Source organism: Leuconostoc inhae (assembly GCF_019656015.1).
GTDB lineage: Bacteria > Bacillota > Bacilli > Lactobacillales > Lactobacillaceae > Leuconostoc > Leuconostoc inhae_A.
Map to the genome: position 1 here is coordinate 39,477 of NZ_BPKW01000010.1, position 23,519 is coordinate 62,995.

Consider the following 23,519-nt stretch of genomic DNA (forward strand, 5'->3'; position numbering starts at 1 on the left):
AAAAAGTTGTTACGCATGAAATAATGCGTAACAACTTTTTTGTTAAAAAATGAAACCGAATTAACAGTTTTAACTATTCTTGTGACTGGCTTTTAAGTCTAGTGGCTAATAACAAACCAACCACTGGGACAATGATAAACCAACCGCTTGTTTGTATTAATGACTGGCCAATTGAAGCGTGTTCGTTGAAATAAGTTATTAAAATAGTTGCTACGACAACACTACTAGCACCAATAACTTGGCGCATGGTCGTAATCAGTGCCGTGCCATGACTGACTAGATTTTTTGGTAAAGCATTGTTAGCAGCCGTGACAGATGGCATCATAACAAACGCATTACCACCTTCTAGTAGCATGGCAGCAACTAGCCCATAGAACCAAGAAGTCGTTCCGGCAACGTAAAGTAAAGCGTAACCGATGATCATCATAGACATACCAATATAAACTAACTGCTTCAAACCAATTTGGTTTAATAAACGGCCTGCACGTGGGTTGAGTTGGCTGAGAAAAATTGCCGCGGGCACCATTAATAGCCCGGACAACAATGGCGACAAAGAAAAGACACGTTGATAAAAAAGTGGCATCAATACAGTTGCGATAATTAAACCAGAGTAGGATAGGCCTGTTAAGATTAATCCTGGTAAAAAGCCTTGATAGCTAAACACGGTTAAATTTAAAAAAGGTTGAGATTGTTTTTGCTGACGTACAACAAAAACAATCAGCAGGAGGATACTTACTATCAAAATTAGCCACCAGTTTAAATTAAATCCGGTACTAGGAAGGCTAGCAATAGCGTATAAAATACCACCAAAACCAATGAGTGTGATGGCAGATAACCAATCAAATTTGGATTTGTTAATGGGATGTGTATTTTTGATTAAGTGCTGAAATGCAACAATTAAAATCAATAATACGAAGAAAAATAAGGCAAACAAAGCACGCCAAGATACCCATTGTAAAATGACACCAGAAATAATAGGACCCACTGCCAATGCTGATCCCATTACCAGTCCAACAACGCCCATTGTGAGGCCACGTTGCCCTTTTGTCGTGTTTTCCATGATGACACTTTGAAATGTGGGGAACAGAGCACCCACAGCCATGCCTTCAAATAATCGCCCAATAATAATGCCTAAAAAATTTGTTGACAGCATAGCTATGGCTGTACCGACTAAAAATATGGCGACAATACTATTTAATAAAGGCTTTAAATGCACATTATCTAGTAACCAAGGGCTGAGCGGCATAACCAATGTCATTGCCACCATAAAACCTGTTGTTAACCACTGTACTGTCGTAGTACCAACGTTGAAATTTTTCATTAGGATTGGATAGGCTGTGGTCATTGTGGATTGACTAATTGACATAATAAATGAAATTGCTAGTAACATCAATGAAAATGGCGTTAATTGACGTATATTCTTAAACATAATGAACTTCCCTTTTTGTCTTATTTATAATAATTCTAAACTAGTTCGTTGGATATTTCAACATGCTGGCTATTAAATAAAAAAAACGAACAATAGTATTTATCTTTAATTTAGAATCATTCTTGATAAAAGCTGAAATATGATGTATTATGAAGTAAGAATAAATACTTGGGGGAATTAAAAATGACAATTGAACCATCAAAAGCACAAGATGTTTGGAAAGATATTGGTGAGCATGTTCAATTTACTGTTTTAAAGTTAAAACGAACGAATCAAGCGGACGTACAAGAAGTAATTCAAGAATTTGCTGATCGTTCTCAGGCTATTATTAGATCTTTACGCATTCGTGATTCAAAAGCAACTGGATCAGAGTTAAAGGTGTCTTTCGGATTCAGTAGTTCTGCATGGGATTATTTATTTCCTAATCAGTCAAAACCGGCTGAATTAGAAACTTATGAATCATTATCAGGACCACAGTACAGTATGCCAGCGACTGAAGGTGATTTATTTTTCCATATTCGTGCCAGTAATGAAGCTGTTGTGTATGAAGCACAGACACAATTTATGCGTTTCCTAAGAAAAGTGACAACAGTTGTCGATGAGACAAAAGGTTTTCGTTACTTTGAAGGACGCGCAATTATTGGATTTATAGATGGAACAGAAGCACCAGCTGTTGAAGATGCAGCGCCATATGCGCTAGTTGGTGACGAAGATAAAGAATTTATCAATGGATCATATGCATTCGCACAAAAATGGCTTCATAATATGGCTACATGGCATCATCTTAAGACTGAAGAGCAGGAAAAAGCTATTGGTCGTGAAAAATTTACAGATATTGAGTTAGAAGATGAAGATAAGTTTAAAAATGCCCACAATGTCACTTCTAAATTAGAAAAAGATGGGGTAGAGCAAAAAATTATTCGAATGAATGTCCCATTTTCAGAACCAGCCTCTGGTAAAACAGGTACTTATTTTATGGGTTATTCACGTCATTGGACAATTACGAAGGGGATGTTGGAAAATATGCTGGAAAAATCCGATTATTTATTGAGTTTTTCTGATATTTTATCAGGTCAGTTATTTTTTATTCCTTCTCGTGATACTTTAGCTGAAATTGCTGATGGTCATTTTAATGATTAATGAGTACTAGGGATACCTTTTGTTTCAGTTGATTAATATGACAAATTAAAAAGCGGAGCGATGATTTTATATCAGCGCTTCGCTTTTTTAAAACAAACAAGCTAAACAGTATATTTGGTAAATAATTCACGTTCAAGTTTTGAAAGTTCAACAGTTAAAAGTGCCCCTGTTTCATCATAAGTTTCACTTAAAAAAGTATGTTTAGATGCTAATTGAGCTTGTATAGCACCTTGATCAAAAGGGATTTTTAAAGTAACTGTTTCAACATCGTTAAATATGTGTTGTTTAATTAAATCAATTAATGCTATTTGAGAGTCTGAATCTAGCGCTGAAATCGTAATGGCGTTTTCTCCTGATAATTCAGGATAGACTAGTTCAGTACGATCAGCTTTGTTGTAAATTGTAATCATAGGGACATCAGTTACGCCGACTTCCGATAGTGTTTTTTCAGTGGTTGCCATCATGTCTTTGTAATGTTCATCAGATACATCGACAACATGTAACAAAAGATCAGCATTTGCAGCTTCTTGCAAAGTTGACTTAAAAGCTGCCACTAAATTGTGTGGCAATTTTGAAACAAAACCAACAGTGTCGCTCAATAAAAATTGCTTTTTATCTGGTAAAGTTAATTGTCGAACTGTCGTATTCAAAGTGGCGAATAACATATCTTTTTCGAAAACCTGTTTAGATTCTGATAGTTCAGATCCGACACCAAATTGGTCAAGTAGACGATTCATTAAAGTTGATTTTCCCGCGTTCGTATAGCCAACGAGGGCAACATTTGGTAGGTCATTTTCATGACGACGGGCAGATCGTGTACTATCTCCCGTTGTTAAATCAGACAGATCTTGACGAATATGAACCATTTGTGCTGTAATACGCCGACGTGATTCTTCTAATTTGGTTTCACCTGAGCCACGAGAAGTAAAGCCGCCACCACCAGCACCAGTTTGTTGATCTAAACTCACAGACATACTTGTGCGTAAGCGAGGAAGTTGGTACTGTAGTCTGGCTAACTGAACTTGTAATTTGGCTTCTTTTGTTTGCGCACGTTGTGCGAAAATATCTAAAATCAATCCTGTACGGTCAAGTACAGTTGCGTTTGTTGCCTTTTCTAAGTTGCGAATCTGTGAAGGGGATAACTCGTCATTTGCAACGATCATATCAACATCATAACTTTTAACAGCTTCAGCTAATTCTTCGACTTTTCCTTTACCAAAATAGGTCGCAGGATTAGGTCTTTCCAGCTTTTGTGTAAATGTTTCAACTGGTTCTAAGTTATTGGCGGTAGTCAGATTTGCCAATTCTTCTAATTCATAAGTTAAGTTAGTATTGTTAGTGGTTAATCCGACTAGAAAAACCTGGCGGGGTGTGTCAATATTTGAGTGTTGCTGTGTCATAAAAAAATACCTCCAGTGTATGTGAGACTGGGGGCATTTTGACGTGTTGAAGGCAAAATTGCAAACCAATCCCAAGACGGACACACAAAAATAATCAAGTTATCTTCGTATGCGAAATCTTAAAATTTAGTCAACAATGCACTGCACTTCCTTTATCTAAGTTAATGTTAGTGTAACAGTTTTTGAAGATATTGTCCATTAAAAGACAGTTGTATCATCATTAAAGCGAGAGATGGTTGCTGAATTTGGCAGTAATTCGATTTGCATTAGGGCACCATTTTTAACAGCGTTACTTGAAAGATCACGTCGGTTTAATTTTTCTGCAATGCCGCGAATCGTTGTACCATGAGATACGATGAGCACATTGTCGCCATCCTGGTGTCGGTTACGAATATCATCAAAGCCGTGAGATACCCGTGCCCACCATTGTTCATCATTTTCTGCAAAAGTGAAGGGGTCAGCTAATCGAATTGTGTTCATCGTTTCTGCCATGCCATAACCTGTAATAAGGTCTGAGTAGGTGGCAAAAGTTTGTGTTGTATACGCGCTAAGCGTTGTTGTGACAGCTTCACTATCAATGCCTTCAAATGATCCAAAAAATTGTTCTCGAAAATCAGATAGTTGGTTTGGTTCAAAGGGAGAATTGGCGGTATTATTTTTTAAAATATAGCGTGCAGTGTTGATAGCACGGGTTAAATCAGAAGAGTAAACACCATCAAAATGTATATTAGCTAATCTTGATCCTGCATCAAGTCCATTTTGAATGCCTTTTGGGGTTAACGGGGCATCGGACCAGCCCTGAAAACGATGTAAAAAATTAAAGTAAGTTTTGCCATGTCGAACAATATAAAGATTAATAGCCATAATTGTGGGTGTGTACATAACATGTGTAAAACACTATGATAGATTAAATCTGTTAGTATTGCTTTAATCTATCATGAATAGTTAAGTACATGATCCTCCTAAAGTTTATTATCTCTATTTTAACATTTAATTGACATAAATTCTTGAACAAAAAAACCGCTTAAGCGGTTTTAGAATTAATTAAGTTGATTTGTGGTTTCCGAGGATTCTTCATTGAGTTTCTTCTCGTCCTCATCAAAGATACCATTATCATTTTGATCTTGTCTAGGAGTAGGTAGAACTTTCACAGTAAACTGAGAAATATAAGCATTGTCATAATCTAAAGCAGTTAAGCGAAAATTAGCAACCTTCATTGTATCACCAGTTCGGAATTCAGGATCTTTATTCAATACATAGCCGGTCAAAGTGACCGCATCATTATCTTCTAATTCTTTAACATTTTGATTGAAATATCTTTCAAAGTCATAAAGTGTCATTTTACCAGAAACTTTATAATGATGATCGCCAAGTTTTTCGATGTAATCATCTGAGACATCATCGATTTCATCTCGGACTGTACCAAAAAGCTCTTCATAAATGTCTTTATCAGTAATTAAACCACTTGTGCCACCATACTCATCTACAACAATGGCAATCGGTGAGCGCTTAATAATCATTTCATCCATGACATCATGCAAATCCATATTTTCGGGAACGGCCGGAATGTTACGCATAATTTTAGAGACTGGATCAGTATCCTTAATGCGTGACTGCCTAACTAAATCATAGTTGAAGACATAACCTAAAACTTTGTCTTTGTCGTTATCTGCAATGACAGGAAAACGAGAATAGCGTTTTTCCAAATACAAATTAAGTGCCTCAGAAATAGGTGTTTTGACATCAATTGCTGTCATAGAGGTACGATCAATCATAATATCAACGGCAACTTTATCATTCATTTCAAAAGCACGTTGCATAAACGTTAAGTCTTCCTCATCTAATTCTCCTGCAGCAGCAGCATTCTTAGATAGAGATAGAATTTCAGTTTGTGAATAAATGTCTTCTTCACCATCAGTACGAAATCCTAACAAATGTGTAATGACATTTGATAAATGATCTAATGCCCAAATCATTGGGAAAAGAGTAATGTGGAAAAAACGCACAGGACGGACAATAAAGAGTAAAACTTTGACGGGGGACTCAATAGCGATATTTTTGGGAACTAAATCGGTAAATACAGCATGAACTATTGTAAAAATAATCATGGCAGAAACCGAAGCAACCGCGCGAGCATATTCAGGTGGCAAAACACCTGAATTTAGGATAATATTAGCGACAGTTTCTTCACCGACCCAACCTAATATTAAACTTGTTAATGTAATACCGACTTGCGCAGTCGATAAATATTCAGTTAGATGGGTCACCATGTGAATGGCATTTGCGACATTTCGTGAAGGCTTTTCACGATTTTCCTGCAAATCCCGTAAAGCACTAAGACGTACTTTAACCAAAGAATATTCTGTTAATGTAAACAAAATAGCGAGTAGTAACACCACAACGATAATGACAAAGTTGAGGAGCATAGACGGACCAGAATCCAAATTCGTAAACCTCTTTTCTAATGTATAACTAACCGCTATTATACCAGAAAATAATGAAAAAGCTAAGTCATTTATCAAAATCATAAGTTTTAAAAAAACGAACAATTTTTGATATCGATTTACGAATAATAGATAAAATCGAACAAAATTTCGCTTAGGTTCTCAATTAAATTAATGAGTAGCATATTTAAAGTTTGATAGAACGGGTGTTGAGCAACTTTTATAATTTTTTGATGTTAAATTTAATTTGTGCCTATAGATGTTTTGCTTTGGTATGACAACGTTTTTAACGTTCGTATGTTTAGTTTGTGAAAAAAATTGTAGTATTTCTTTTGTACAGACTGAATTCATTGGTACACATCGAACAATTGTTTGTGAAGACGCATATTGTCCTTGTTATTTTTTAAAAAGTAGGTAAACTAAGGAGTAGCAGATATTTGATTTCATGATGAAAAATAATAAATATTACTAAAGAGGCGCTTATGGAGAAAGTAACAGTATATACTAAGTACGATTGCGTGCAATGCAAAATGACAAAAAAGTTTTTGGAAACACAGGGTATTCCGTTTAAGGAAATCAACATTGAAGAAAATACAGAGTATGTTGACACACTAAAGGCTGATGGCTTCCGTCAAACACCAGTTGTGTCAATTGAAGGCATGCCAAAATTCTCTGGTTTCCGCCCAGATGTATTAAAGCAGATTTCAGCTTAAACTCAATGACATTAACATCGTGAGGTAATCAACCGATGTTTTTTTATTACAGTTAAAAACATAAATTGTGAGACGTATAGGGGACAAAATTCATGCCATTAAAAGAACTTAACTTAGATCAAGTGACTTATTTTGATTTAAATAATCAAGTCAATATTCCTAAAAATAATCAAATTCAGCTCGAAAAGGATCAAGAAGCACTTGATGCTTTTTTAAAAGAAAATGTCTGGCCAAATGTTATTCATTTTGAATCATTAGCAGACCGTTTTGAGTGGTTGTTTGAAAATGATTTTTTGGAACGTGCGTTTATTGAGAAATATAGTTTGACGTTTATTGAGAAATTGTATGCTTATTTAGAGAGCCAACATTTTAACTTCAAGTCATTTATGGCAGCTTTTAAATTTTATAATCAATACGCTTTGAAAACAAATGATGGGCAACATTACGTTGAAACCTATGTCGATCGTGTCGCAATGAATGCTTTATATTATGCCGATGGTCGTGAGGAATTAGCATTACGTTTGGCTGATGAAATGATTCATCAACGTTATCAACCTGCCACACCGAGCTTTTTGAATGCTGGCCGTGCACGTCGTGGTGAATTAGTGTCATGCTTTATTATACAAACATCTGATGACATGAACTCAATTGGTCGAACAGTCAACTCAGCATTGCAATTATCAAAAATGGGTGGCGGTGTCGGTATCAACGTGTCAAATGTGCGAGAAGCTGGTGCCCCAGTCATGGGAATTGCTAATTCTGCTGGTGGTATTGTGCCAATCATGAAGTTATTGGAAGATTCCTTTACTTTCTCTTCTCAAGTTGGCGCACGACAAGGTGCAGGTGTCGTTTATCTATCAGTTTTTCATCCTGATATTATGGCATTTCTGTCAACAAAAAAAGAAAATGCTGATGAAAAAATACGTGTTAAAACATTATCATTGGGATTAACAATTCCTGATAAATTTTATGATTTAGTACGTAAAAATGACGTGATGTACCTATTTAGTCCAGTAGATGTCGAAAAAGTCTATGGCAAGCCATTTAATTATATTGATATTACAGCTGAATATGATAATATGGTGGCTAACGATAAGATTGCTAAATATCATGTTGATGCACGTTTTTTGGAAGAAGAAATATCAAAGTTACAACAAGAATCTGGTTATCCCTATGTTATTAATATTGATGTTGCTAATCGTGCAAACCCGATTGCTGGCAAAATTATTTCATCCAACTTATGTTCGGAAATTTTACAAGTACAAACGCCATCGGAATTAGATAATGGCCAGCAATATACGCGTTTGGGTTCAGATGTGAGCTGCAACTTGGGGTCAATTAACATTGTTAATATGATGGCAACAAATAACTTTGGTGAATCAGTGGATACAATGGTACGTGCGTTAACATATGTGTCTGATACATCAAACTTAGATGTTGTGCCGTCAATTGCCAAAGGAAACACTGAGAAACACGCCATTGGTCTAGGCGCTATGGGCTTAGCTGCATACTTTGCTCAAAATAAAATGTATTATGGTGATGAGGAGTCGTTGGACTTTACAACAACGTTCTTTATGACATTGAATTATTATTCAATTAAAGCCTCAATGGCAATTGCTAAAGAACGTCATGAAACCTTTTTCGAATTTGAAAAATCTACTTACGCTGATGGTTCTTATTTTGGTAAGTATCTAGAGAAGGATTGGGCGCCACGTACACAAAAAGTCGTTACAGCGTTTGCTAAACATAATATCCCAACAAAACATGATTGGGCAGAATTAAAAGCTGACGTTGCTAAATATGGTATGTATAATGCCTATCGTCATGCTATTGCGCCAACAGGTTCTATTTCTTATGTTAATGATACAACAGCAACATTGTTGCCAATTGTCAATAGAATAGAAGAACGTCAAGAGGGCATGATTGGGAAAGTTTATTATCCAGCTCCTGGTTTGAATAATGAAACAATGCCCTACTATGTTTCAGCGTATGATGTAGATATGCGTAAGGTGATTGATATCTATGCTGCTGCTCAGGAACACATCGATCAAGGGATGGCATTAACTTTGTTTATGCGTTCGACGTTGTCAAATGATTTGTATGAATGGAAAAAGGGTCGAACAGATAAAATGACGACGCGTGATTTGACTATTTTACGTCATTATGCCTTTAACAAAGGTATTAAATCATTATATTATGTGCGTACATTTACCGATGATAACCAAGAATCAGGTGTGAATGAATGTGAGAGCTGCTCAATTTAGTTTTAAAAATAAATCGTCTAGTTATTGGTAAGATGATTTATTTGTACATACAGCATAGCAGTGATTGAAGGGCGTTAATTATTTATGATGAAAATCAATGTTTTATATACCTCAACTGAGGGAAATACACAATCTTTTGTGGAAAAATTACAAGCAGTGGCTGAAAAAAATAGTGATATACTTGAAGCACGTATGATTGGTGATGAGACAGAGTATGCAAATGAGACAGAACCCTATGTCGCTATTGTTCCTACGTATTTGAATGGGGGAACAGGAACTGGTCCTGAAGTGACGGAAATTTTCACTAACGCTTTAGGAGATTACATATCATTTGGACGTAATAGCCAGTATTTAAAAGGTGTTGTTGGATCAGGAAATCGTAATTTCAATGTACAATTCAATTTAACAGCGTTACGTTATGCCGACAAGTTTAATGTACCAATGATATTTGCTTATGAACTACGTGGTAGCATATTTGATGCAGAAAAAGCCTATCACTTAATAAAACCTTTATTTGGAGAATAAAACCCATGGAACATTTAAAAGATAACTCATATACAGCGATTAACTGGAATACAATTGAAGATGAACTCGACAAGGCAACCTGGGAAAAATTGACACAACAATTTTGGCTCGATACACGTATTCCAATTTCCAACGATTTGAAAACATGGCGTGGTAATATGTCAGATCAAGAACGCAAAACGATGAATTTGGTGTTTGGTGGACTAACAACTTTGGATACATTGCAATCGCAAGATGGCATGGCACAATTAAAATTAGATGTTGTCAATCAAAAAGAAGAGGCTGTGCTGAATAATATTCAGTTTATGGAATCTGTTCATGCTAAATCCTATTCATCTATCTTTGAAACGCTGAATGAAAAAACAGAAATTGAAGCTATTTTTGATTGGGCTGATACGAATGAATTCTTGCAATACAAGGCTAATCGTATTAACGGCATTTATCGGACTGGATCACCATTGCAAAAGAAGATAGCATCAGTCTTTTTGGAAACATTTTTGTTTTATTCTGGCTTTTATACACCGTTATATTTTCTAGGTCACAACAAGATGTTAAATGTTGCAGAAATCATTAAATTAATCATACGTGACGAATCTGTTCATGGGACATATATTGGTTATAAATTTCAAATTGGTTTTAACCAACTGCCAGCAGAAGAAAAAAATGAATTACAAAGTTGGATGTATGATTTACTTTATGAATTATACGAAAATGAAGAAAAATATACACATGAATTGTATGATGATTTAGGATGGACAGAGCAAGTATTAACATTCCTACGTTATAATGCTAATAAGGCGCTAATGAACTTAGGGCAAGAGCCAATGTTTCCAGATGGTGCGGATGATGTCAACCCGGTTGTTATGAATGGCATTTCAACCTCAACGGCTAATCATGATTTTTTCTCTGGTGTGGGTAATGGTTATTTACTTGGTGCAGTTGAAGCTATGGAAGAAGACGATTATAATATTAGCAATAACTGAATACAAAATAAAACCTCTTAATATCATTATTTAATGATATTAAGAGGTTTTTTTATATTTCATCGTGTCTAAATAATGCAATGTTATGTTGTAAAAATATCGCTAGTTTTGGGTACAGAGAGGCACAAAGAACAACCCAGCTATAGGCGAACAAAACTGCTGCAATGGTGTCGCTGAAAAAATGAGCGTTGAAATAAATGCGACTTAGTATGGTCATCAGTCCTATTGTGATGGTAATCCAGTTAATTATTACCTGCGTGTAGGTAGAATTTATGTTAGGAGTTACTAGAATTGCCATAATGAATATAACAATAAACAATCCAAAGACATGCGTGCTTGGAAACGAAGACGAACTGTCAGCCAATAGGTGGCCTACTGGCCGTGTACGGCCTACAATAACTCTTATTATGGCTATCACGGCATCACCTGATATAATAGTGGCAATGGTCCAAATAGCGGGGATGTGTAATTTAGCAATAATAAGAACACCGGCTAAAATAAGTATGTAAACAACATCAACTACAGGATTACCCAGAAAAGTGGCGATAGCCATCACGACGTCACCATAGCCGGTTTGTATATTGGCAACCCAACTGTGTATGCTATTATCAAGCATGACTGGTATAATGACATTAAATTTAATCAAAATGGCTAAGACAACAGCAATGATAGAACTAATAATTGCTTGCCGGCGTTGTTTGTTTGTAATAGATACGATCATAATTGTACGACTCCAAATGCGGATTTTTACCTTACTCTAGTATAATGAAAGATACTGATATAAACAAGGTTATTGGCGTAGCAAATAAATAATATTCTACTTATTTAGATTGTAAATTCAAAATTTGTTGTTAACGATTGTTAATTACGCAGTAAAATGATGTCATTATAAGAATTTGAAGAAAGGGGTTGTCAACCGTGCTGAAATTTGATATGATTATATAGTTGTTTGAGATATGGGAGTGTAGCGAAGTCTGGCTAAACGCGACGGACTGTAACTCCGTTCCTTCGGGTTCGTAGGTTCGAATCCTACCGCTCCCATAGCCGATTTAATAGTTAACGGCTAAAAAGATTAACTATTGCCCCTTCGCCAAGTGGTAAGGCAGTGGTTTTTGGTACCGCTATGCGCTGGTTCGAATCCAGCAGGGGCAATATAGGTAATTAGAAAAGAGCTGAAAGGCTCTTTTTTAGTTTTGTCAACTACAACATAAAAACCCGTTAACTTGGACATAATCAAATGTTCAAGTTAACGGGTTTTTATGTTACTTACTTAATGTTTTCTTAGAAATAACTTCTAAATTATTGTCTAAATCGTACACCAAAGGTTGTCCGTTTGCAATTTCAAGATTTAAGATGTCGTCATCTGAAATATGTTCAAGATGCTTTGCTAAGGCACGCAATGAATTGCCATGAGCAGCAATAACAACGTTTTTGCCAGCTTTTAAATCTTTTGAAATGTCAGATTCCCAAAATGGCAAAACACGTTCCAAAGTAATTTTCAAATTTTCACCTAAAGGTAGTTCGCCTTCAGGCACATCGGCATAACGACGATCAAAAGCAGGGTAAGTTTTTCCTTGTACTTCAACAGTTTCGTCATAACTGTCCAGCAATGGAGGTAATACGTCGTATGAACGACGCCAGATGTGAACTTGTTCGTCACCCCATTTTTCGGCTGCTTCAGCTTTGTTTTGTCCTTGTAAAGCACCATAATGACGTTCATTCAAACGCCATGACTTAGCTTCAGGGATGAACAATTGTCCAGCCTCCTCTAATGCGAGGTGCAATGTTGTAATTGCACGTGTCAAAACTGATGTGTATGCTTGATCGAACTGGATGCCTTCAGACGCTAATAGCTCACCAGCTTCTTTAGCTTGGGCAACACCTTTATCTGATAACTTTGTGTCAACCCAACCGTTGAACAAATTTAATGCGTTCCATTCACTTTGACCGTGACGGATTAATACTAACTTAGCCATGTATTCTAAACTCCTTAGTTTGTGTTTAATCTAACAATTATATTATACCACGAAAAGAGGACACAAAAAAACTCGCCTAAGCGAGTTTTCAAAGTATCAGAACTTAATCTTACAACTTTGTGATGTTAGCAGCTTGCAAACCGCGGTCTGATGTTTCAACTTCGAATTCAACAGCTTGACCTTCTTCAAGAGTCTTGAAGCCGTCACCTTGGATAGCTGAGAAGTGTGCAAATACATCTTCTCCGTTTTCACGAGTTACGAAACCGTAACCCTTTTCTCCGTTAAACCACTTTACTGTGCCTTTTTCCATGATATGTTTCTCCTTTGGTGTGCTCCACCAATAATTTTATTTTGTAACTTAAATAATTGGTACTTGAGCGCCTTCCGAGAAAAACAAATCAAAATCAAAAACTTTTATTACAAGACCTAGTTTACCATACTGGTGAAAATAAGCAAGCGAAATAATCAAAAATAATAAATATGGACCAATAATAAAGGAATAGGGTACTTATTTGGTGTTAAAAATGCCAAATAAGATAGTTTGTTATCAAGTATTTGATTAAACTGTATAACTTGACAAGATGCTTTATTAACGATAAAATTGTATAGTTGTCAATATAGATAAACATGCAGCCGTGGCGGAATTGGCAGACGCGCAGGATTAAGGATCCTGTGCCCGTTAAGGGCGTGCGGGTTCGACTCCCGCCAGCTGCATAATCACATTTCATGGTGTTGCATAGGGTTTCAAAAACCTTATGTAGCGCCTTTTCTTATGGAAAACGTTGCCCTGTGTTTCATAGCATTTCACACAAATAGACACAAGAAAACCACGACCCTTAGGAGGAGAGTGGTTGTTAAGATTTATCAAAGTTATCCGAGAAAAGACAATAGTATTTTATAATAGTAGCTATGGTTATGAGCGTAATTAACTGATAGTCATTGAAAAAGCACGGATGGAATTGTATACCCCTAGGCAAATAAACGTGCATAAGCTAGGGAGAAATACAATGAAGTTTGTGTCTAGCGTTGTTATATGGGTTTTAGAGTTGTTGCCACCGTGGATATTAAAACTCACGGCTTATAACTTAGTTATTTGTACAAATCTAATTTTGATTAGGTTTGTTTATCTGATAATAAAAAATCCCCTGAATATCGGAATGATAATCAAAGGAATTTTTAAACTAATATGACGCGCATAAGCTAACAAGGGTTGCACCCCTTGTTGGTGTACATAAATTATACAACGTTGGAACGATAGGACGGAACTGTCTTAACTTTTTCTTAACATTTAAACCAAGTTCTTTAAATAGAGCGTGGCTTTCTATAGGACTGAATTACTTTGTTTCACAATCAATAATGAACTTTGCAAAATCATCTAGGTTGCCTTTAAATGATTTGACGTTATCTAGAAAATAGAAAGTAGATGTCAGATCAAAATTTTCTATTTCATTATTGACATCTAAAATATATATTCTTTTCTTTAGAGCAGTGGCAATACCAAATTCAATATTAGATCCTTTACCACTTGGAAAGATAAAGACAAGAAAGTCTGATTGCTGAACTCCTTGTAACTCTTCGTTAGCAATCCTATGTAATCGGTCAATAGAATCAGCTTTTTTATTGACTGTCCAATCGTAGGTGCGCATACATGATTGGTTTTCTAGCCTATCAGCCAAATTATTAATTAATCTTGAATATTTAAAAGAACCAGCAATAGAAAATTTTGTTTTGTTATTTTGAGACATATCATTTTCCTTGAACAATATTATATCAATAGATAATACCTTGATTCTTGTGCTGAAAGTTTAGTTTAAAAAGAACACTGAAATTGATAAGTATGTGGCGAACAGCAATCATAATAAGTAGGGCACTAATAATAATTTGACGCGGCGCTTGTCCAAAATATATTTAATACTAATTGAGCATACATGAAAATATACAAGGCTTGACGGTTGTTTGTTACAAAATTTAGATTAGCACAATAAATACCTAGTAAAATATAAAGTAATCCCCATGCAGGTCCAAAAAGCCATTTTGGTGGCGCTAGTGGTGGTAAATTCAACCCATCATATATGGTGCCTATTGACACACCACGGATCCACGACACACGCAACGATGATAATGTGCCAAGAGCTAGAATAACGGCAATAAATAATATGGCTTTGATTGTGACAGAATATTTTTTCGTGTTAAACCGCCTTTGTTTTCTATATCAAAGTTTGTTTTTAGTTTATGACAAATTGCAATGTAACAAACATGCCAAATCAAATGGAAATTATTTATTTTGAAAGTGTTTTATATGTCGCTCGGGATAAGGCATTCACGTAATCAATGCCAGCGTCTTGTGTATGGCCGCCGTTTGACAGTATGGCGATTGTATAATTAACGTTATCATTTTTTACATGTCCGATGCTATTAACAATTGCATTTTGGTAGTTATCATTAAGCGGTAACCAACCGTTTTTAAGTTCTACTACGGTGTCATCGCTAACGCCAGTGGATATACCCCAATCTTGATCTTCATTCACATGATTCATTAAGTTAATAATATAATTGCTGTCTGATTGAGATATTATTTTATGGCGATAAAACAGTTCATTTAATAATTTCAACTGATCTGTTGCTGTTGTTTGAGTCAATCCCCAAGTTTGATTAATGTTAGAATTTTTCATATCTAGTTTTTGGAATAATTTAGGAAACTGATAAATACCACCGAGTGACACCGTCATTTCAGTAGTGGCGTCATTGTCTGAGTCTTCAATCATTTGTGTTGCTAATATTTTGTCATCGTCGGTTAGTTCACCGAGAGACATTTTATACGTGAGAATAAATACTTTGATGATGCTAGCAGTGGGATACTTGTTTTTAGAACCATGGGTAAATTTATATACTTTACCTGTTTTTTTGTCATAAACTGCAATTTGAGCGTTTTTTATATCATCTGTATCGACTTTGGACCATGTACGTTGTAATTGTCGATTTAAATTAGTGGCTGTTGTTTTATTATTATGAGTTGTTTGCTGATCGTAATTTGTAGAGGCACCTAGCACAAGTGCAACAACAATAATGACAGCGGCGATGGCTAATTTTTGTTTGTCAAGCATCAGTACTTTTTTAATTTTTCTAATATTCATGAGGACGGGCCATGGTTTCTTGATTTGAGATTGCTGTATTAATCGTTTTCACTAAATCGATTAATACAGGTACCGTTAATGTACCATATTCACCATGTTTACGTCAGCTAAATAACTTTGTAACACATACAAGTTACTTTGTTCTCTTGTTCATTATTTTTAACTTATAGTTTTATTTAAGATATTAAACGCCACAAAAATAAAGTAGCCTAAATACATTTCTGTGATTAGGCTACTTATGACAATAACACAATAAATCTGTCACTTTTTTAAAGAAAGCATTCAGTGTCTATGAAAATAGGCGAGGTTTTCCTTATTCTGTGATTAGTTTTTTAACTTGTTTAAATTTAGGGTCGCCCTTATATTGTGTATATAATGAGCTCAAACTTTTGGTGCCAACGGTTTCAGCACCAGCGTCTTGTTCCACACCTGATACGCGTGTGCCTTGATTTTTGTAAGTAATTGCATCACCAGAAATTGTGAAGTAACCTTGCTTATAAGTTGTATTATCAATATTGCTAGGGACGTTATTCAACTTCACGATGTTTTTGACACCATCTAATGAAATGACGACGCCTGAAAAGGTCACATCCGTAATTTTGCCATTGTTTACATCGACGTGTGTTGAATCAAATGCATTACTTGTGACATTTGATTTGCCTGATAAAATTGTGTCGACAGTTAGGTCACCATAATCAGATACAAATCCTGAAGGTAGACCTAAGAGTGCCAGGGCTTGTTTGTCGATATTAGATAATGCATTAATTGCGCTTGTATCAGTTGTTGATACTTCCTTTTGAAGGGTGTATATATTTTCTTCACCAAATTGTTGACCAGAATAAATTCTATCTTGCGAACTGTCAGATGAACCACTAAAAGTCACATTTTTTGGAATAAAGTAAAGTGGAACTGACATAGATGCACCCTCTGTTGGTAAGGGATCAGCGCCTATCTCTGCTTTTAACATGCTATCTTCGATTTTGGCTTTATCAAGATACACTTTTCCTTTTGGTACAGTTTGTCCAGAACTTGAACGAGACAGTAAACCTGTTCTGCTAAAAACAAAAGTATCGCCGGCTGGGTTTGACCATGTGCCGCTAACGCTTGAAAAATTGTTCGCCTTGATTTGCGTTAAATTCATACCAATGTTATTTTTTGTTGCAGTTGAGGATGATGATTTAATGGTTTCACTTGACGTGCTGGTGCTTTTTGATCGGGTTGCCGGCTTTTTTGCCTGTTGTGCCTTTTTACTGCTGTGCTGTGTCGGCATTTGATTTACTGCTGCATAAACTCCTACAACGCCCAAACTTAAGACAACTGCACCAGAGATTAACCATGTTAGTTTTCTGTTCATAATTTTTTCCTTTGTGACGTAATCGTAAAAAAAGGCCAGAGACACGTTAATAATCGTCTTCTTTGGCCTTTTTTGCAGTATGAGTGTGTTGTTATTGGCAAGTTAGAATTTACTAATTGTTACGCAAGCCATCAACGATTGTTTGAGCATTCTCTTGAGAATGTTTTCTAACGTTTCTATCATCGTAAAACTTTGCAATTTCTGCTAACACTTGTTCTTCGAACTCGGCAACGTGATTAGCTTCAAAAAATGGTAAATAAACTCGCTTTTCGACACCATTTCGTTCGTAAGCAAAAACTGTGATAATACCACTACCGAAAATGCCTACACCAATAAGTGCAAGAACAATACCTACTAGTGGAGAACTTGATAGTGCCATAAGACCACCAATTGCAATTATTAATCCTAAAAATATACGGCCAATTTTAAACTCTTTGTTCGAAGAAACGTTTGAAACATTTCCTAAAGGTGATGAATCTTTTGTCATTCCTGCTGGAATCATTCCGAATAAAATCGTGTTTTGCATCTTTATCTTTAAAAATCCATCTGGTGATACGTACATATTTCCTTTTATCCAAGGGGTAACAAGACTTACAGCAAAGTCTTTGTTAGTAGAAGTTTGAATTGATTCAACCATTATAAAATCTCCTAAAAGCTTTTTTCGTGATTCATTATTGCACGTATTTGATGATGATTTATAATATAACACAATTTTAATTTATTATATGAGCAACGTTAATCATATCATATTAATACATTATTATGAAAGGACTAAATAAAAAATGTGTAAAATATTTCAATGTCTTGTCAAAATTGGAAATAAAAAAGCAACATTATATGGAAACGACAACTGAGAAAATAGCTAAGAGTGAGAGAATTATCATTGAGATGATTTTATTGTGTATAAATATTGTCATCAAATAACCTGTCAGTATGTGACAGTGTTTGATTTTCTAGTTCATGTACTATCTGTTGTGGTAAAATAAAAGCAATGGAGAATAATATGTTACTCTTTAAACGAACTAAAAAAAATAATGAGTCAAAGCTAGATGAAGATATTGTTTCACGTACGACTTTTGATGCGATGCAACAAGAAAATGATCAATTGTTAGATCAGTTAGAGACGTTGAAGCTGGATGTTTCAGAATTAACAGAAAGAAATCAACATTTAACAGAACAATTAACACGTAGTAAGTATCATCAATCTATGGTTAAAACCATCATGGGACTGAGCGCCTTAATTATTAGTTTTGCGGTGTTGTATCTACTTAATGAGGAACCACAATATACAGCAATGTTGCTTTTAATTGAAGCGGTATTTATCTTTATGATGCTAAGGAGTAGTGATAAATCATGACTAAGACACATAAGGCACAGCGGGTGCCATTTGTCGTTGCTAATTGGAAAATTAACAAGTTACAGGCAGATGTTGTTGATTTTTTGGCGCAGGTTAATGGTAAAGTGCCAGATCAACGAGTAGTTGAGACAGGAATTGCAGCACAAGATTTGTTTTTGTCAGATATGGTCCGTGCGACGGCAGATTCACCAATTCATGTTGTGGCTGAAAATGTTCATTGGGAAGATAGTGGGGCCTACACAGGTGAAACATCACCTCGGGCTTTAAAAGATATTGGTGCAAAATATGTATTAATTGGCCACTTTGAACGTCGAAAATTTTTCAATGAGACAGATTCAACAGTTAATTTAAAAGTGACTGCAGCCTTACGAAACGGCTTACGTCCAATTATTGATGTTGATGAAGATATGAGCACATATGCACAGTTTATGGACGCCGAACCTTCTGTTGCCCAAGTAGCTGCAGCATTAGCTGGCGTTTCCGTGGATCAAATTAGAAATGTCACTATTGCATATGAACCCACATGGGCAATTGGTTCTGGTGAGGCAGCTAGCGCTGATCAAGCACAAAAAGCAGCGCATCTTATCCGTCAAACATTGGCTAAACTGTATTCGCCAGTTATTGCTGAGCAAGTTCGAATCCTTTATGGCGGCTCAGTAACACCTAATAACGCACGTGAAATTATGTTGCAAAATGACATAGACGGCGTTCTTGTTGGCACAGCAGCATTAGACCCAACACAATTTCTACAATTAGTTGAAATTGTACGTGATCCAAACGTGCCAGAATTTGATGTGGATCACATTTAAAAAACAAAATTCAAATCACACGTGTTTATTAATTGGACTGACTTGCAAAATATTGTTAAAAGCGTATAATTATTGATAGTAATACTGTGAATAAATACGGCATTTTGCGAAATATTGTCCGCAATACCTTTATATTGAAGCAAACGTTGTCTGCGGAAACAGCGGCGATTGCTTTTTTTGTGCCTATGCGGTGATGAAATCTAGAATAAAAGTGATTTTGTAACTAAATTGTAACAAACAGAACGCAGTGAAAAACAAGTGAGGTGATAAATGTGGCAGGACATTTAGTAAAGTACGGTAAGCATCGTACCCGTCGTTCATATGCTAGCATCAAAGAAGTACTTGATGTGCCTAATTTGATTGAAATTCAAACGGCATCATATCAATGGTTCTTGGATGATGGTATCAAAGAAATGTTTGGCGACATCATGCCGATTGATGATTTCCAAGGAACATTATCATTGGAATACGTCGATTATCAATTGATGGAACCAAAATATAATATTGATGAGGCGCGTGAACACGACGCCAATTATTCAGCACCATTACACGTAACCTTGCGTTTGACAAACCATGAAACTGGTGAAATTAAGTCACAAGACGTGTTCTTTGGTGATTTCCCACTAATGACGGAACAAGGAACGTTCATTATTAACGGTGCGGAACGTGTTATCGTTTCACAATTAGTGCGTTCCCCTGGAATTTATTACAACCAAGAAAATGATAAAAATGGTCGACCACGCTATGGTACGACTGTTATCCCTAACCGTGGTGCATGGTTAGAATATGAGACAGATGCCAAAGGTATTGCTAACGTTCGTATTGATCGTACACGTAAGTTATTGATGACTGAGTTAGTACGTGCCCTTGGATTTGGTTCGGATTCAGACATTCTTGATATTTTTTCTGATCAATATGACGCATTGAACATGACTTTGGAAAAAGATGTGCACAAAGACATGTCTGATTCACGTGTTGAAGAAGCTTTGAAAGATGTTTACGAACGCTTGCGTCCAGGTGAACCTAAAACTGCTGACTCATCACGTGCCTTATTAGTTGCACGCTTCTTTGATCCAAAACGTTACGATTTAGCTTCTGTTGGTCGCTACAAGATTAACAAGAAATTGTCGTTGAAGACACGTTTGTTGAATCATACATTGGCGGAAACATTAGCAGATCCAGATTCTGGTGAAGTAATCGCTGAAAAAGGAACAACAGTTGATAAGACAGTCATGTCGAAGTTAAGTCCATTTTTGGAACGTGAAGACTTTAAAACGACAACATATACACCTTCTGGGGATGCTGTACTTGAAGAACCTGTAGTACTCCAAAAAATCAAAATCGAATCACCTGAAGATCCTGAAAAGACTTTGGTTCTAATTGGTAATGGTCATATTGATGAAAATGATCGTACGGTACGTCCTGCGGATATTTTAGCTGGTATGAACTACTTCTTGAATTTGCAAGAAGGTATCGGAAATGTCGATGATATTGATCACTTAGGAAATCGCCGAATTCGTTCAGTTGGTGAATTGTTACAAAACCAATTCCGTATTGGTTTGACACGTATGGAACGTGTTGTACGTGAACGTATGTCAATTCAAGATGCCAACACAGTAACACCACAACAATTAATTAACATTCGACCTGTTGTTGCTGCTGTGAAAGAGTTCTTTGGGTCGTCACAATTATCACAGTTTATGGATCAAACAAACCCATTAGGAGAGATGAACCATAAGCGTCGACTATCAGCTCTTGGACCTGGTGGTTTGACACGTGATCGTGCTGGTGTGGAAGTTCGAGATGTGCACTACACTCATTACGGCCGTATTGATCCAATCGAAACGCCAGAAGGTCCTAACATTGGACTAATCAACTCGTTAGCTACTTATGGTCGTATTAATAAGTATGGCTTTATCGAAACACCATATCGTCGTGTCGATTGGACAACACATATGGTTACTGACAAAATTGACTATTTGACAGCTGATGAAGAAGATAACTTTATCGTGGCACAAGCAAACTCACCTTTGAATGATGATGGTAGCTTTGTTCATGACACAGTAATGGCCCGTTTCGGTGAAGAAAACATTGAAACACCAATTGATCGTATTGATTATATGGATGTGTCGCCCAAGCAAGTCGTCTCTGTTGGAACTGCTGCTATTCCTTTCTTGGAAAACGATGATTCTAACCGTGCTTTAATGGGCGCTAACATGCAACGTCAAGCAGTGCCTTTGCTTGATCCACATGCACCTCTTGTTGGGACAGGTATTGAGTACAAAGCTGCCCACGATTCAGGTGTTGCCATGATTTCACGTGCAGCTGGTATGGTTGAATATGTTGATGGTCATGAAATTCGTATTCGTCGTGAAGATGGTCAATTGGATCATTATGAATTAATGAAATTCCGTCGTTCTAACGGTGGAAAAAACTATAACCAAAAGCCAATTATTCATGAAGGTGAACATGTTGAAGCTGATGAAGTTTTGGCTGATGGTCCTTCAATGGAACAAGGCGAATTAGCTTTGGGACAAAACCCATTAATTGCATTCATGACTTGGCAAGGTTATAACTTCGAAGATGCTATCGTCTTGAACGAACGTTTGGTTCGTGAGGATGTTTATACATCAATTCATATTGAAGAATATGATTCAGAAGCACGAGATACAAAACTCGGACCTGAAGAAATGACACGTGAAATTCCTAACACTGGTGAAGATCAGTTGAAGGATTTAGATGCTGACGGTATTATTCGCGTTGGAGCTGAAGTACATGATGGCGACATTCTAGTCGGTAAAGTGACACCTAAGGGTGTCACAGAATTATCAGCTGAAGAACGTTTGCTTCATGCTATCTTTGGTGAAAAAGCGCGTGAAGTGCGTGATACATCACTACGTGTTCCTCATGGTGGTGGTGGTGTCGTTCAAAACGTTCGTATTTATACACCAGAAAATGGTGATGAATTAGCACCAGGCGTTAACATGATGGTACGTGTTTATATCGCTCAAAAGCGTAAAATTCAAGTCGGAGATAAGATGGCTGGTCGTCATGGTAACAAGGGAACTGTTTCCGTTGTTGTTCCTGAAGAAGACATGCCATATATGCCAGATGGTACGCCAATTGATATCTTGTTGTCACCCATGGGTGTGCCTTCACGTATGAATATTGGTCAAGTACTTGAATTACATCTTGGTTTTGCTGCTAAAAAGTTAGGTATTCATGTTGCATCACCTGTCTTTGATGGTGCTAGCGATGATGAAATTGAAGCTGCTTTGCGCGAGGCAGGTTTGCCACAAGATGGTAAATCAGTGGTTTATGATGGCCGTACTGGTGAAGCATTTGATAAACGTGTTGGTGTTGGTGTCATGCATTATATGAAATTGGCCCACATGGTCGATGATAAAATTCATGCACGTTCAATCGGACCTTACTCACTTGTTACGCAACAGCCTTTGGGTGGTAAAGCACAATTTGGTGGACAGCGTTTCGGTGAAATGGAAGTTTGGGCACTTGAAGCATATGGCGCTGCTTATACTTTGCAAGAAATTTTGACATATAAGTCAGATGATGTTGCTGGTCGTGTGAAAGTCTACGAGTCAATTATCAAGGGTGAACCAATTCCACGTCCAGGTGTCCCAGAATCATTCCGAGTTCTTGTGAAGGAATTGCAGGCACTTGGATTGGATATGCAAGTTTTGGATGGTGCGGGTAGTGAAGTTGAATTACGTCAAATGGACGAAGATGATTCAATCTTACCTGTTGATGCACTTGAAAAGTTAGTGCGTTCAAATCCTGACTTATTGAACAAAGAAGACGATGAAGTAGCCGCAGCATTCTTGAAGGTCACATCGCAAGATACGATTCAAACAAACGACGAAGTTTAACATAAAACATAACGTGTAGATACAAATATTGCACGTTTGTTATCAGATGCTTTTTATAATAATCATAAAAAGTGGCTGATAGCAAACGTGGATATTGTATATAC

At 36.5% G+C, this 23,519-nt stretch carries 20 protein-coding genes and 3 tRNA genes; 11 read left to right on the forward strand and 12 right to left on the reverse strand.

Going from position 1 to position 23,519, the window contains the following annotated elements; genetic code table 11:
• Positions 1–73: 73 nt before the first annotated feature.
• Entirely contained in the window at positions 74–1,429 is a 1,356-nt protein-coding gene (locus tag K5Q14_RS07065; protein ID WP_220735110.1) for an MFS transporter, read from the reverse strand.
• Between the two features lie 183 nt (positions 1,430–1,612).
• Between K5Q14_RS07065 and K5Q14_RS07070 the strand changes: the two genes are divergently transcribed.
• Positions 1,613–2,569: a Dyp-type peroxidase gene (locus K5Q14_RS07070; protein WP_220735111.1), complete on the forward strand. Its 957-nt coding sequence runs from the start codon at positions 1,613–1,615 to the stop codon at positions 2,567–2,569.
• A 101-nt stretch (positions 2,570–2,670) separates the two neighbouring features.
• Here K5Q14_RS07070 and hflX read toward each other — a convergent pair whose 3' ends face one another.
• The 3 genes from hflX to K5Q14_RS07085 form a co-directional block, all read right to left on the reverse strand.
• On the reverse strand, positions 2,671–3,969 hold the full coding sequence (gene hflX / locus K5Q14_RS07075; RefSeq protein WP_220735112.1) for a GTPase HflX: 1,299 nt from the start codon (positions 3,967–3,969) through the stop codon (positions 2,671–2,673).
• Between the two features lie 198 nt (positions 3,970–4,167).
• A complete protein-coding gene (locus K5Q14_RS07080; protein WP_220735113.1) occupies positions 4,168–4,833 on the reverse strand; it encodes a histidine phosphatase family protein in 666 nt (221 codons plus the stop codon).
• 176 nt (positions 4,834–5,009) lie between these two features.
• Positions 5,010–6,413, reverse strand: coding sequence for a hemolysin family protein (locus K5Q14_RS07085; protein ID WP_220735114.1), 1,404 nt, complete (start codon positions 6,411–6,413; stop codon positions 5,010–5,012).
• Between the two features lie 482 nt (positions 6,414–6,895).
• On the opposite strand from K5Q14_RS07085, the gene nrdH reads away from it, so the two are divergent.
• The 4 genes from nrdH to nrdF all read left to right on the forward strand — a co-directional run bounded on the left by nrdH (position 6,896) and on the right by nrdF (position 10,898).
• A complete protein-coding gene (gene nrdH, locus K5Q14_RS07090) occupies positions 6,896–7,126 on the forward strand; it encodes a glutaredoxin-like protein NrdH (RefSeq protein ID WP_220735115.1) in 231 nt (76 codons plus the stop codon).
• Positions 7,127–7,218: 92 nt separating this feature from the next.
• On the forward strand, positions 7,219–9,390 hold the full coding sequence (nrdE, locus tag K5Q14_RS07095) for a class 1b ribonucleoside-diphosphate reductase subunit alpha (RefSeq protein WP_220735116.1): 2,172 nt from the start codon (positions 7,219–7,221) through the stop codon (positions 9,388–9,390).
• Between the two features lie 84 nt (positions 9,391–9,474).
• The gene (locus tag K5Q14_RS07100) at positions 9,475–9,915 is read left to right on the forward strand and encodes a class Ib ribonucleoside-diphosphate reductase assembly flavoprotein NrdI (protein ID WP_220735117.1); all 441 of its coding nucleotides are present in this window, start codon (positions 9,475–9,477) and stop codon (positions 9,913–9,915) included.
• A 5-nt stretch (positions 9,916–9,920) separates the two neighbouring features.
• Positions 9,921–10,898 carry a class 1b ribonucleoside-diphosphate reductase subunit beta gene (gene nrdF / locus K5Q14_RS07105; RefSeq protein WP_220735118.1) on the forward strand — a complete coding sequence of 326 codons (978 nt, stop codon included), beginning with the start codon at positions 9,921–9,923 and terminating at the stop codon, positions 10,896–10,898.
• A gap of 52 nt (positions 10,899–10,950) precedes the next feature.
• Here the strand turns inward: nrdF and K5Q14_RS07110 are convergent, their stop codons facing one another.
• Complete coding sequence (locus K5Q14_RS07110) at positions 10,951–11,619, reverse strand: phosphatase PAP2 family protein (RefSeq protein ID WP_220735119.1); 669 nt, start codon at positions 11,617–11,619, stop codon at positions 10,951–10,953.
• A 237-nt stretch (positions 11,620–11,856) separates the two neighbouring features.
• Between K5Q14_RS07110 and K5Q14_RS07115 the strand changes: the two genes are divergently transcribed.
• Together K5Q14_RS07115 and K5Q14_RS07120 are read left to right on the forward strand one after the other, a co-directional pair.
• Positions 11,857–11,939, forward strand: a tRNA-Tyr gene (locus K5Q14_RS07115).
• 39 nt (positions 11,940–11,978) lie between these two features.
• Positions 11,979–12,050: transfer RNA gene (locus K5Q14_RS07120), tRNA-Gln, on the forward strand.
• Between the two features lie 110 nt (positions 12,051–12,160).
• On the opposite strand, the gene gpmA is transcribed toward K5Q14_RS07120, so the two are convergent.
• Positions 12,161–12,874, reverse strand: coding sequence for a 2,3-diphosphoglycerate-dependent phosphoglycerate mutase (gene gpmA, locus K5Q14_RS07125; RefSeq protein WP_220735120.1), 714 nt, complete (start codon positions 12,872–12,874; stop codon positions 12,161–12,163).
• A 109-nt stretch (positions 12,875–12,983) separates the two neighbouring features.
• Positions 12,984–13,184, reverse strand: coding sequence for a cold-shock protein (locus K5Q14_RS07130; RefSeq protein WP_013103483.1), 201 nt, complete (start codon positions 13,182–13,184; stop codon positions 12,984–12,986).
• Between the two features lie 319 nt (positions 13,185–13,503).
• Between K5Q14_RS07130 and K5Q14_RS07135 the strand changes: the two genes are divergently transcribed.
• Positions 13,504–13,588, forward strand: a tRNA-Leu gene (locus tag K5Q14_RS07135).
• A gap of 620 nt (positions 13,589–14,208) precedes the next feature.
• On the opposite strand, the gene K5Q14_RS07140 is transcribed toward K5Q14_RS07135, so the two are convergent.
• From K5Q14_RS07140 to K5Q14_RS07160, 5 genes are all read right to left on the reverse strand, one after another.
• Positions 14,209–14,619 (reverse strand): group-specific protein, encoded by a 411-nt coding sequence (locus K5Q14_RS07140; RefSeq protein ID WP_220735121.1) that lies wholly within the window; start codon positions 14,617–14,619, stop codon positions 14,209–14,211.
• 125 nt (positions 14,620–14,744) lie between these two features.
• A complete protein-coding gene (locus K5Q14_RS07145) occupies positions 14,745–14,981 on the reverse strand; it encodes a TspO/MBR family protein (protein ID WP_246587603.1) in 237 nt (78 codons plus the stop codon).
• Positions 14,982–15,153: 172 nt separating this feature from the next.
• Positions 15,154–16,008: a serine hydrolase gene (locus K5Q14_RS07150; protein ID WP_220735122.1), complete on the reverse strand. Its 855-nt coding sequence runs from the start codon at positions 16,006–16,008 to the stop codon at positions 15,154–15,156.
• Between the two features lie 313 nt (positions 16,009–16,321).
• The gene (locus K5Q14_RS07155; protein WP_220735123.1) at positions 16,322–17,362 is read right to left on the reverse strand and encodes a DUF6287 domain-containing protein; all 1,041 of its coding nucleotides are present in this window, start codon (positions 17,360–17,362) and stop codon (positions 16,322–16,324) included.
• Positions 17,363–17,474: 112 nt separating this feature from the next.
• The gene (locus K5Q14_RS07160; protein ID WP_220735124.1) at positions 17,475–17,999 is read right to left on the reverse strand and encodes a DUF2892 domain-containing protein; all 525 of its coding nucleotides are present in this window, start codon (positions 17,997–17,999) and stop codon (positions 17,475–17,477) included.
• 366 nt (positions 18,000–18,365) lie between these two features.
• Between K5Q14_RS07160 and K5Q14_RS07165 the strand changes: the two genes are divergently transcribed.
• The 3 genes from K5Q14_RS07165 to rpoB all read left to right on the forward strand — a co-directional run bounded on the left by K5Q14_RS07165 (position 18,366) and on the right by rpoB (position 23,415).
• On the forward strand, positions 18,366–18,719 hold the full coding sequence (locus K5Q14_RS07165; protein WP_220735125.1) for a hypothetical protein: 354 nt from the start codon (positions 18,366–18,368) through the stop codon (positions 18,717–18,719).
• Positions 18,716–19,528: a triose-phosphate isomerase gene (gene tpiA / locus K5Q14_RS07170; protein ID WP_220735126.1), complete on the forward strand. Its 813-nt coding sequence runs from the start codon at positions 18,716–18,718 to the stop codon at positions 19,526–19,528. Before K5Q14_RS07165 ends, tpiA begins: the two co-directional genes overlap by 4 nt.
• A gap of 272 nt (positions 19,529–19,800) precedes the next feature.
• Positions 19,801–23,415: a DNA-directed RNA polymerase subunit beta gene (rpoB, locus tag K5Q14_RS07175; protein WP_220735127.1), complete on the forward strand. Its 3,615-nt coding sequence runs from the start codon at positions 19,801–19,803 to the stop codon at positions 23,413–23,415.
• Positions 23,416–23,519 lie beyond the last annotated feature (104 nt).

Excerpts from the sequence above, each read along its gene's own strand:
- K5Q14_RS07065 (WP_220735110.1), bottom strand. The coding sequence starts at position 1,429 with ATGTTTAAGAATATACGTCAATTAACGCCATTTTCATTGATGTTACTA.
- K5Q14_RS07070 (WP_220735111.1), top strand. The coding sequence starts at position 1,613 with ATGACAATTGAACCATCAAAAGCACAAGATGTTTGGAAAGATATTGGT.
- hflX (WP_220735112.1), bottom strand. The coding sequence starts at position 3,969 with ATGACACAGCAACACTCAAATATTGACACACCCCGCCAGGTTTTTCTA.
- K5Q14_RS07080 (WP_220735113.1), bottom strand. The coding sequence starts at position 4,833 with ATGGCTATTAATCTTTATATTGTTCGACATGGCAAAACTTACTTTAAT.
- nrdH (WP_220735115.1), top strand. The coding sequence starts at position 6,896 with ATGGAGAAAGTAACAGTATATACTAAGTACGATTGCGTGCAATGCAAA.
- nrdE (WP_220735116.1), top strand. The coding sequence starts at position 7,219 with ATGCCATTAAAAGAACTTAACTTAGATCAAGTGACTTATTTTGATTTA.
- K5Q14_RS07100 (WP_220735117.1), top strand. The coding sequence starts at position 9,475 with ATGATGAAAATCAATGTTTTATATACCTCAACTGAGGGAAATACACAA.
- nrdF (WP_220735118.1), top strand. The coding sequence starts at position 9,921 with ATGGAACATTTAAAAGATAACTCATATACAGCGATTAACTGGAATACA.
- K5Q14_RS07110 (WP_220735119.1), bottom strand. The coding sequence starts at position 11,619 with ATGATCGTATCTATTACAAACAAACAACGCCGGCAAGCAATTATTAGT.
- gpmA (WP_220735120.1), bottom strand. The coding sequence starts at position 12,874 with ATGGCTAAGTTAGTATTAATCCGTCACGGTCAAAGTGAATGGAACGCA.
- K5Q14_RS07130 (WP_013103483.1), bottom strand. The coding sequence starts at position 13,184 with ATGGAAAAAGGCACAGTAAAGTGGTTTAACGGAGAAAAGGGTTACGGT.
- K5Q14_RS07140 (WP_220735121.1), bottom strand. The coding sequence starts at position 14,619 with ATGTCTCAAAATAACAAAACAAAATTTTCTATTGCTGGTTCTTTTAAA.
- K5Q14_RS07150 (WP_220735122.1), bottom strand. The coding sequence starts at position 16,008 with ATGAATATTAGAAAAATTAAAAAAGTACTGATGCTTGACAAACAAAAA.
- K5Q14_RS07155 (WP_220735123.1), bottom strand. The coding sequence starts at position 17,362 with ATGAACAGAAAACTAACATGGTTAATCTCTGGTGCAGTTGTCTTAAGT.
- K5Q14_RS07160 (WP_220735124.1), bottom strand. The coding sequence starts at position 17,999 with ATGGTTGAATCAATTCAAACTTCTACTAACAAAGACTTTGCTGTAAGT.
- K5Q14_RS07165 (WP_220735125.1), top strand. The coding sequence starts at position 18,366 with ATGTTACTCTTTAAACGAACTAAAAAAAATAATGAGTCAAAGCTAGAT.
- tpiA (WP_220735126.1), top strand. The coding sequence starts at position 18,716 with ATGACTAAGACACATAAGGCACAGCGGGTGCCATTTGTCGTTGCTAAT.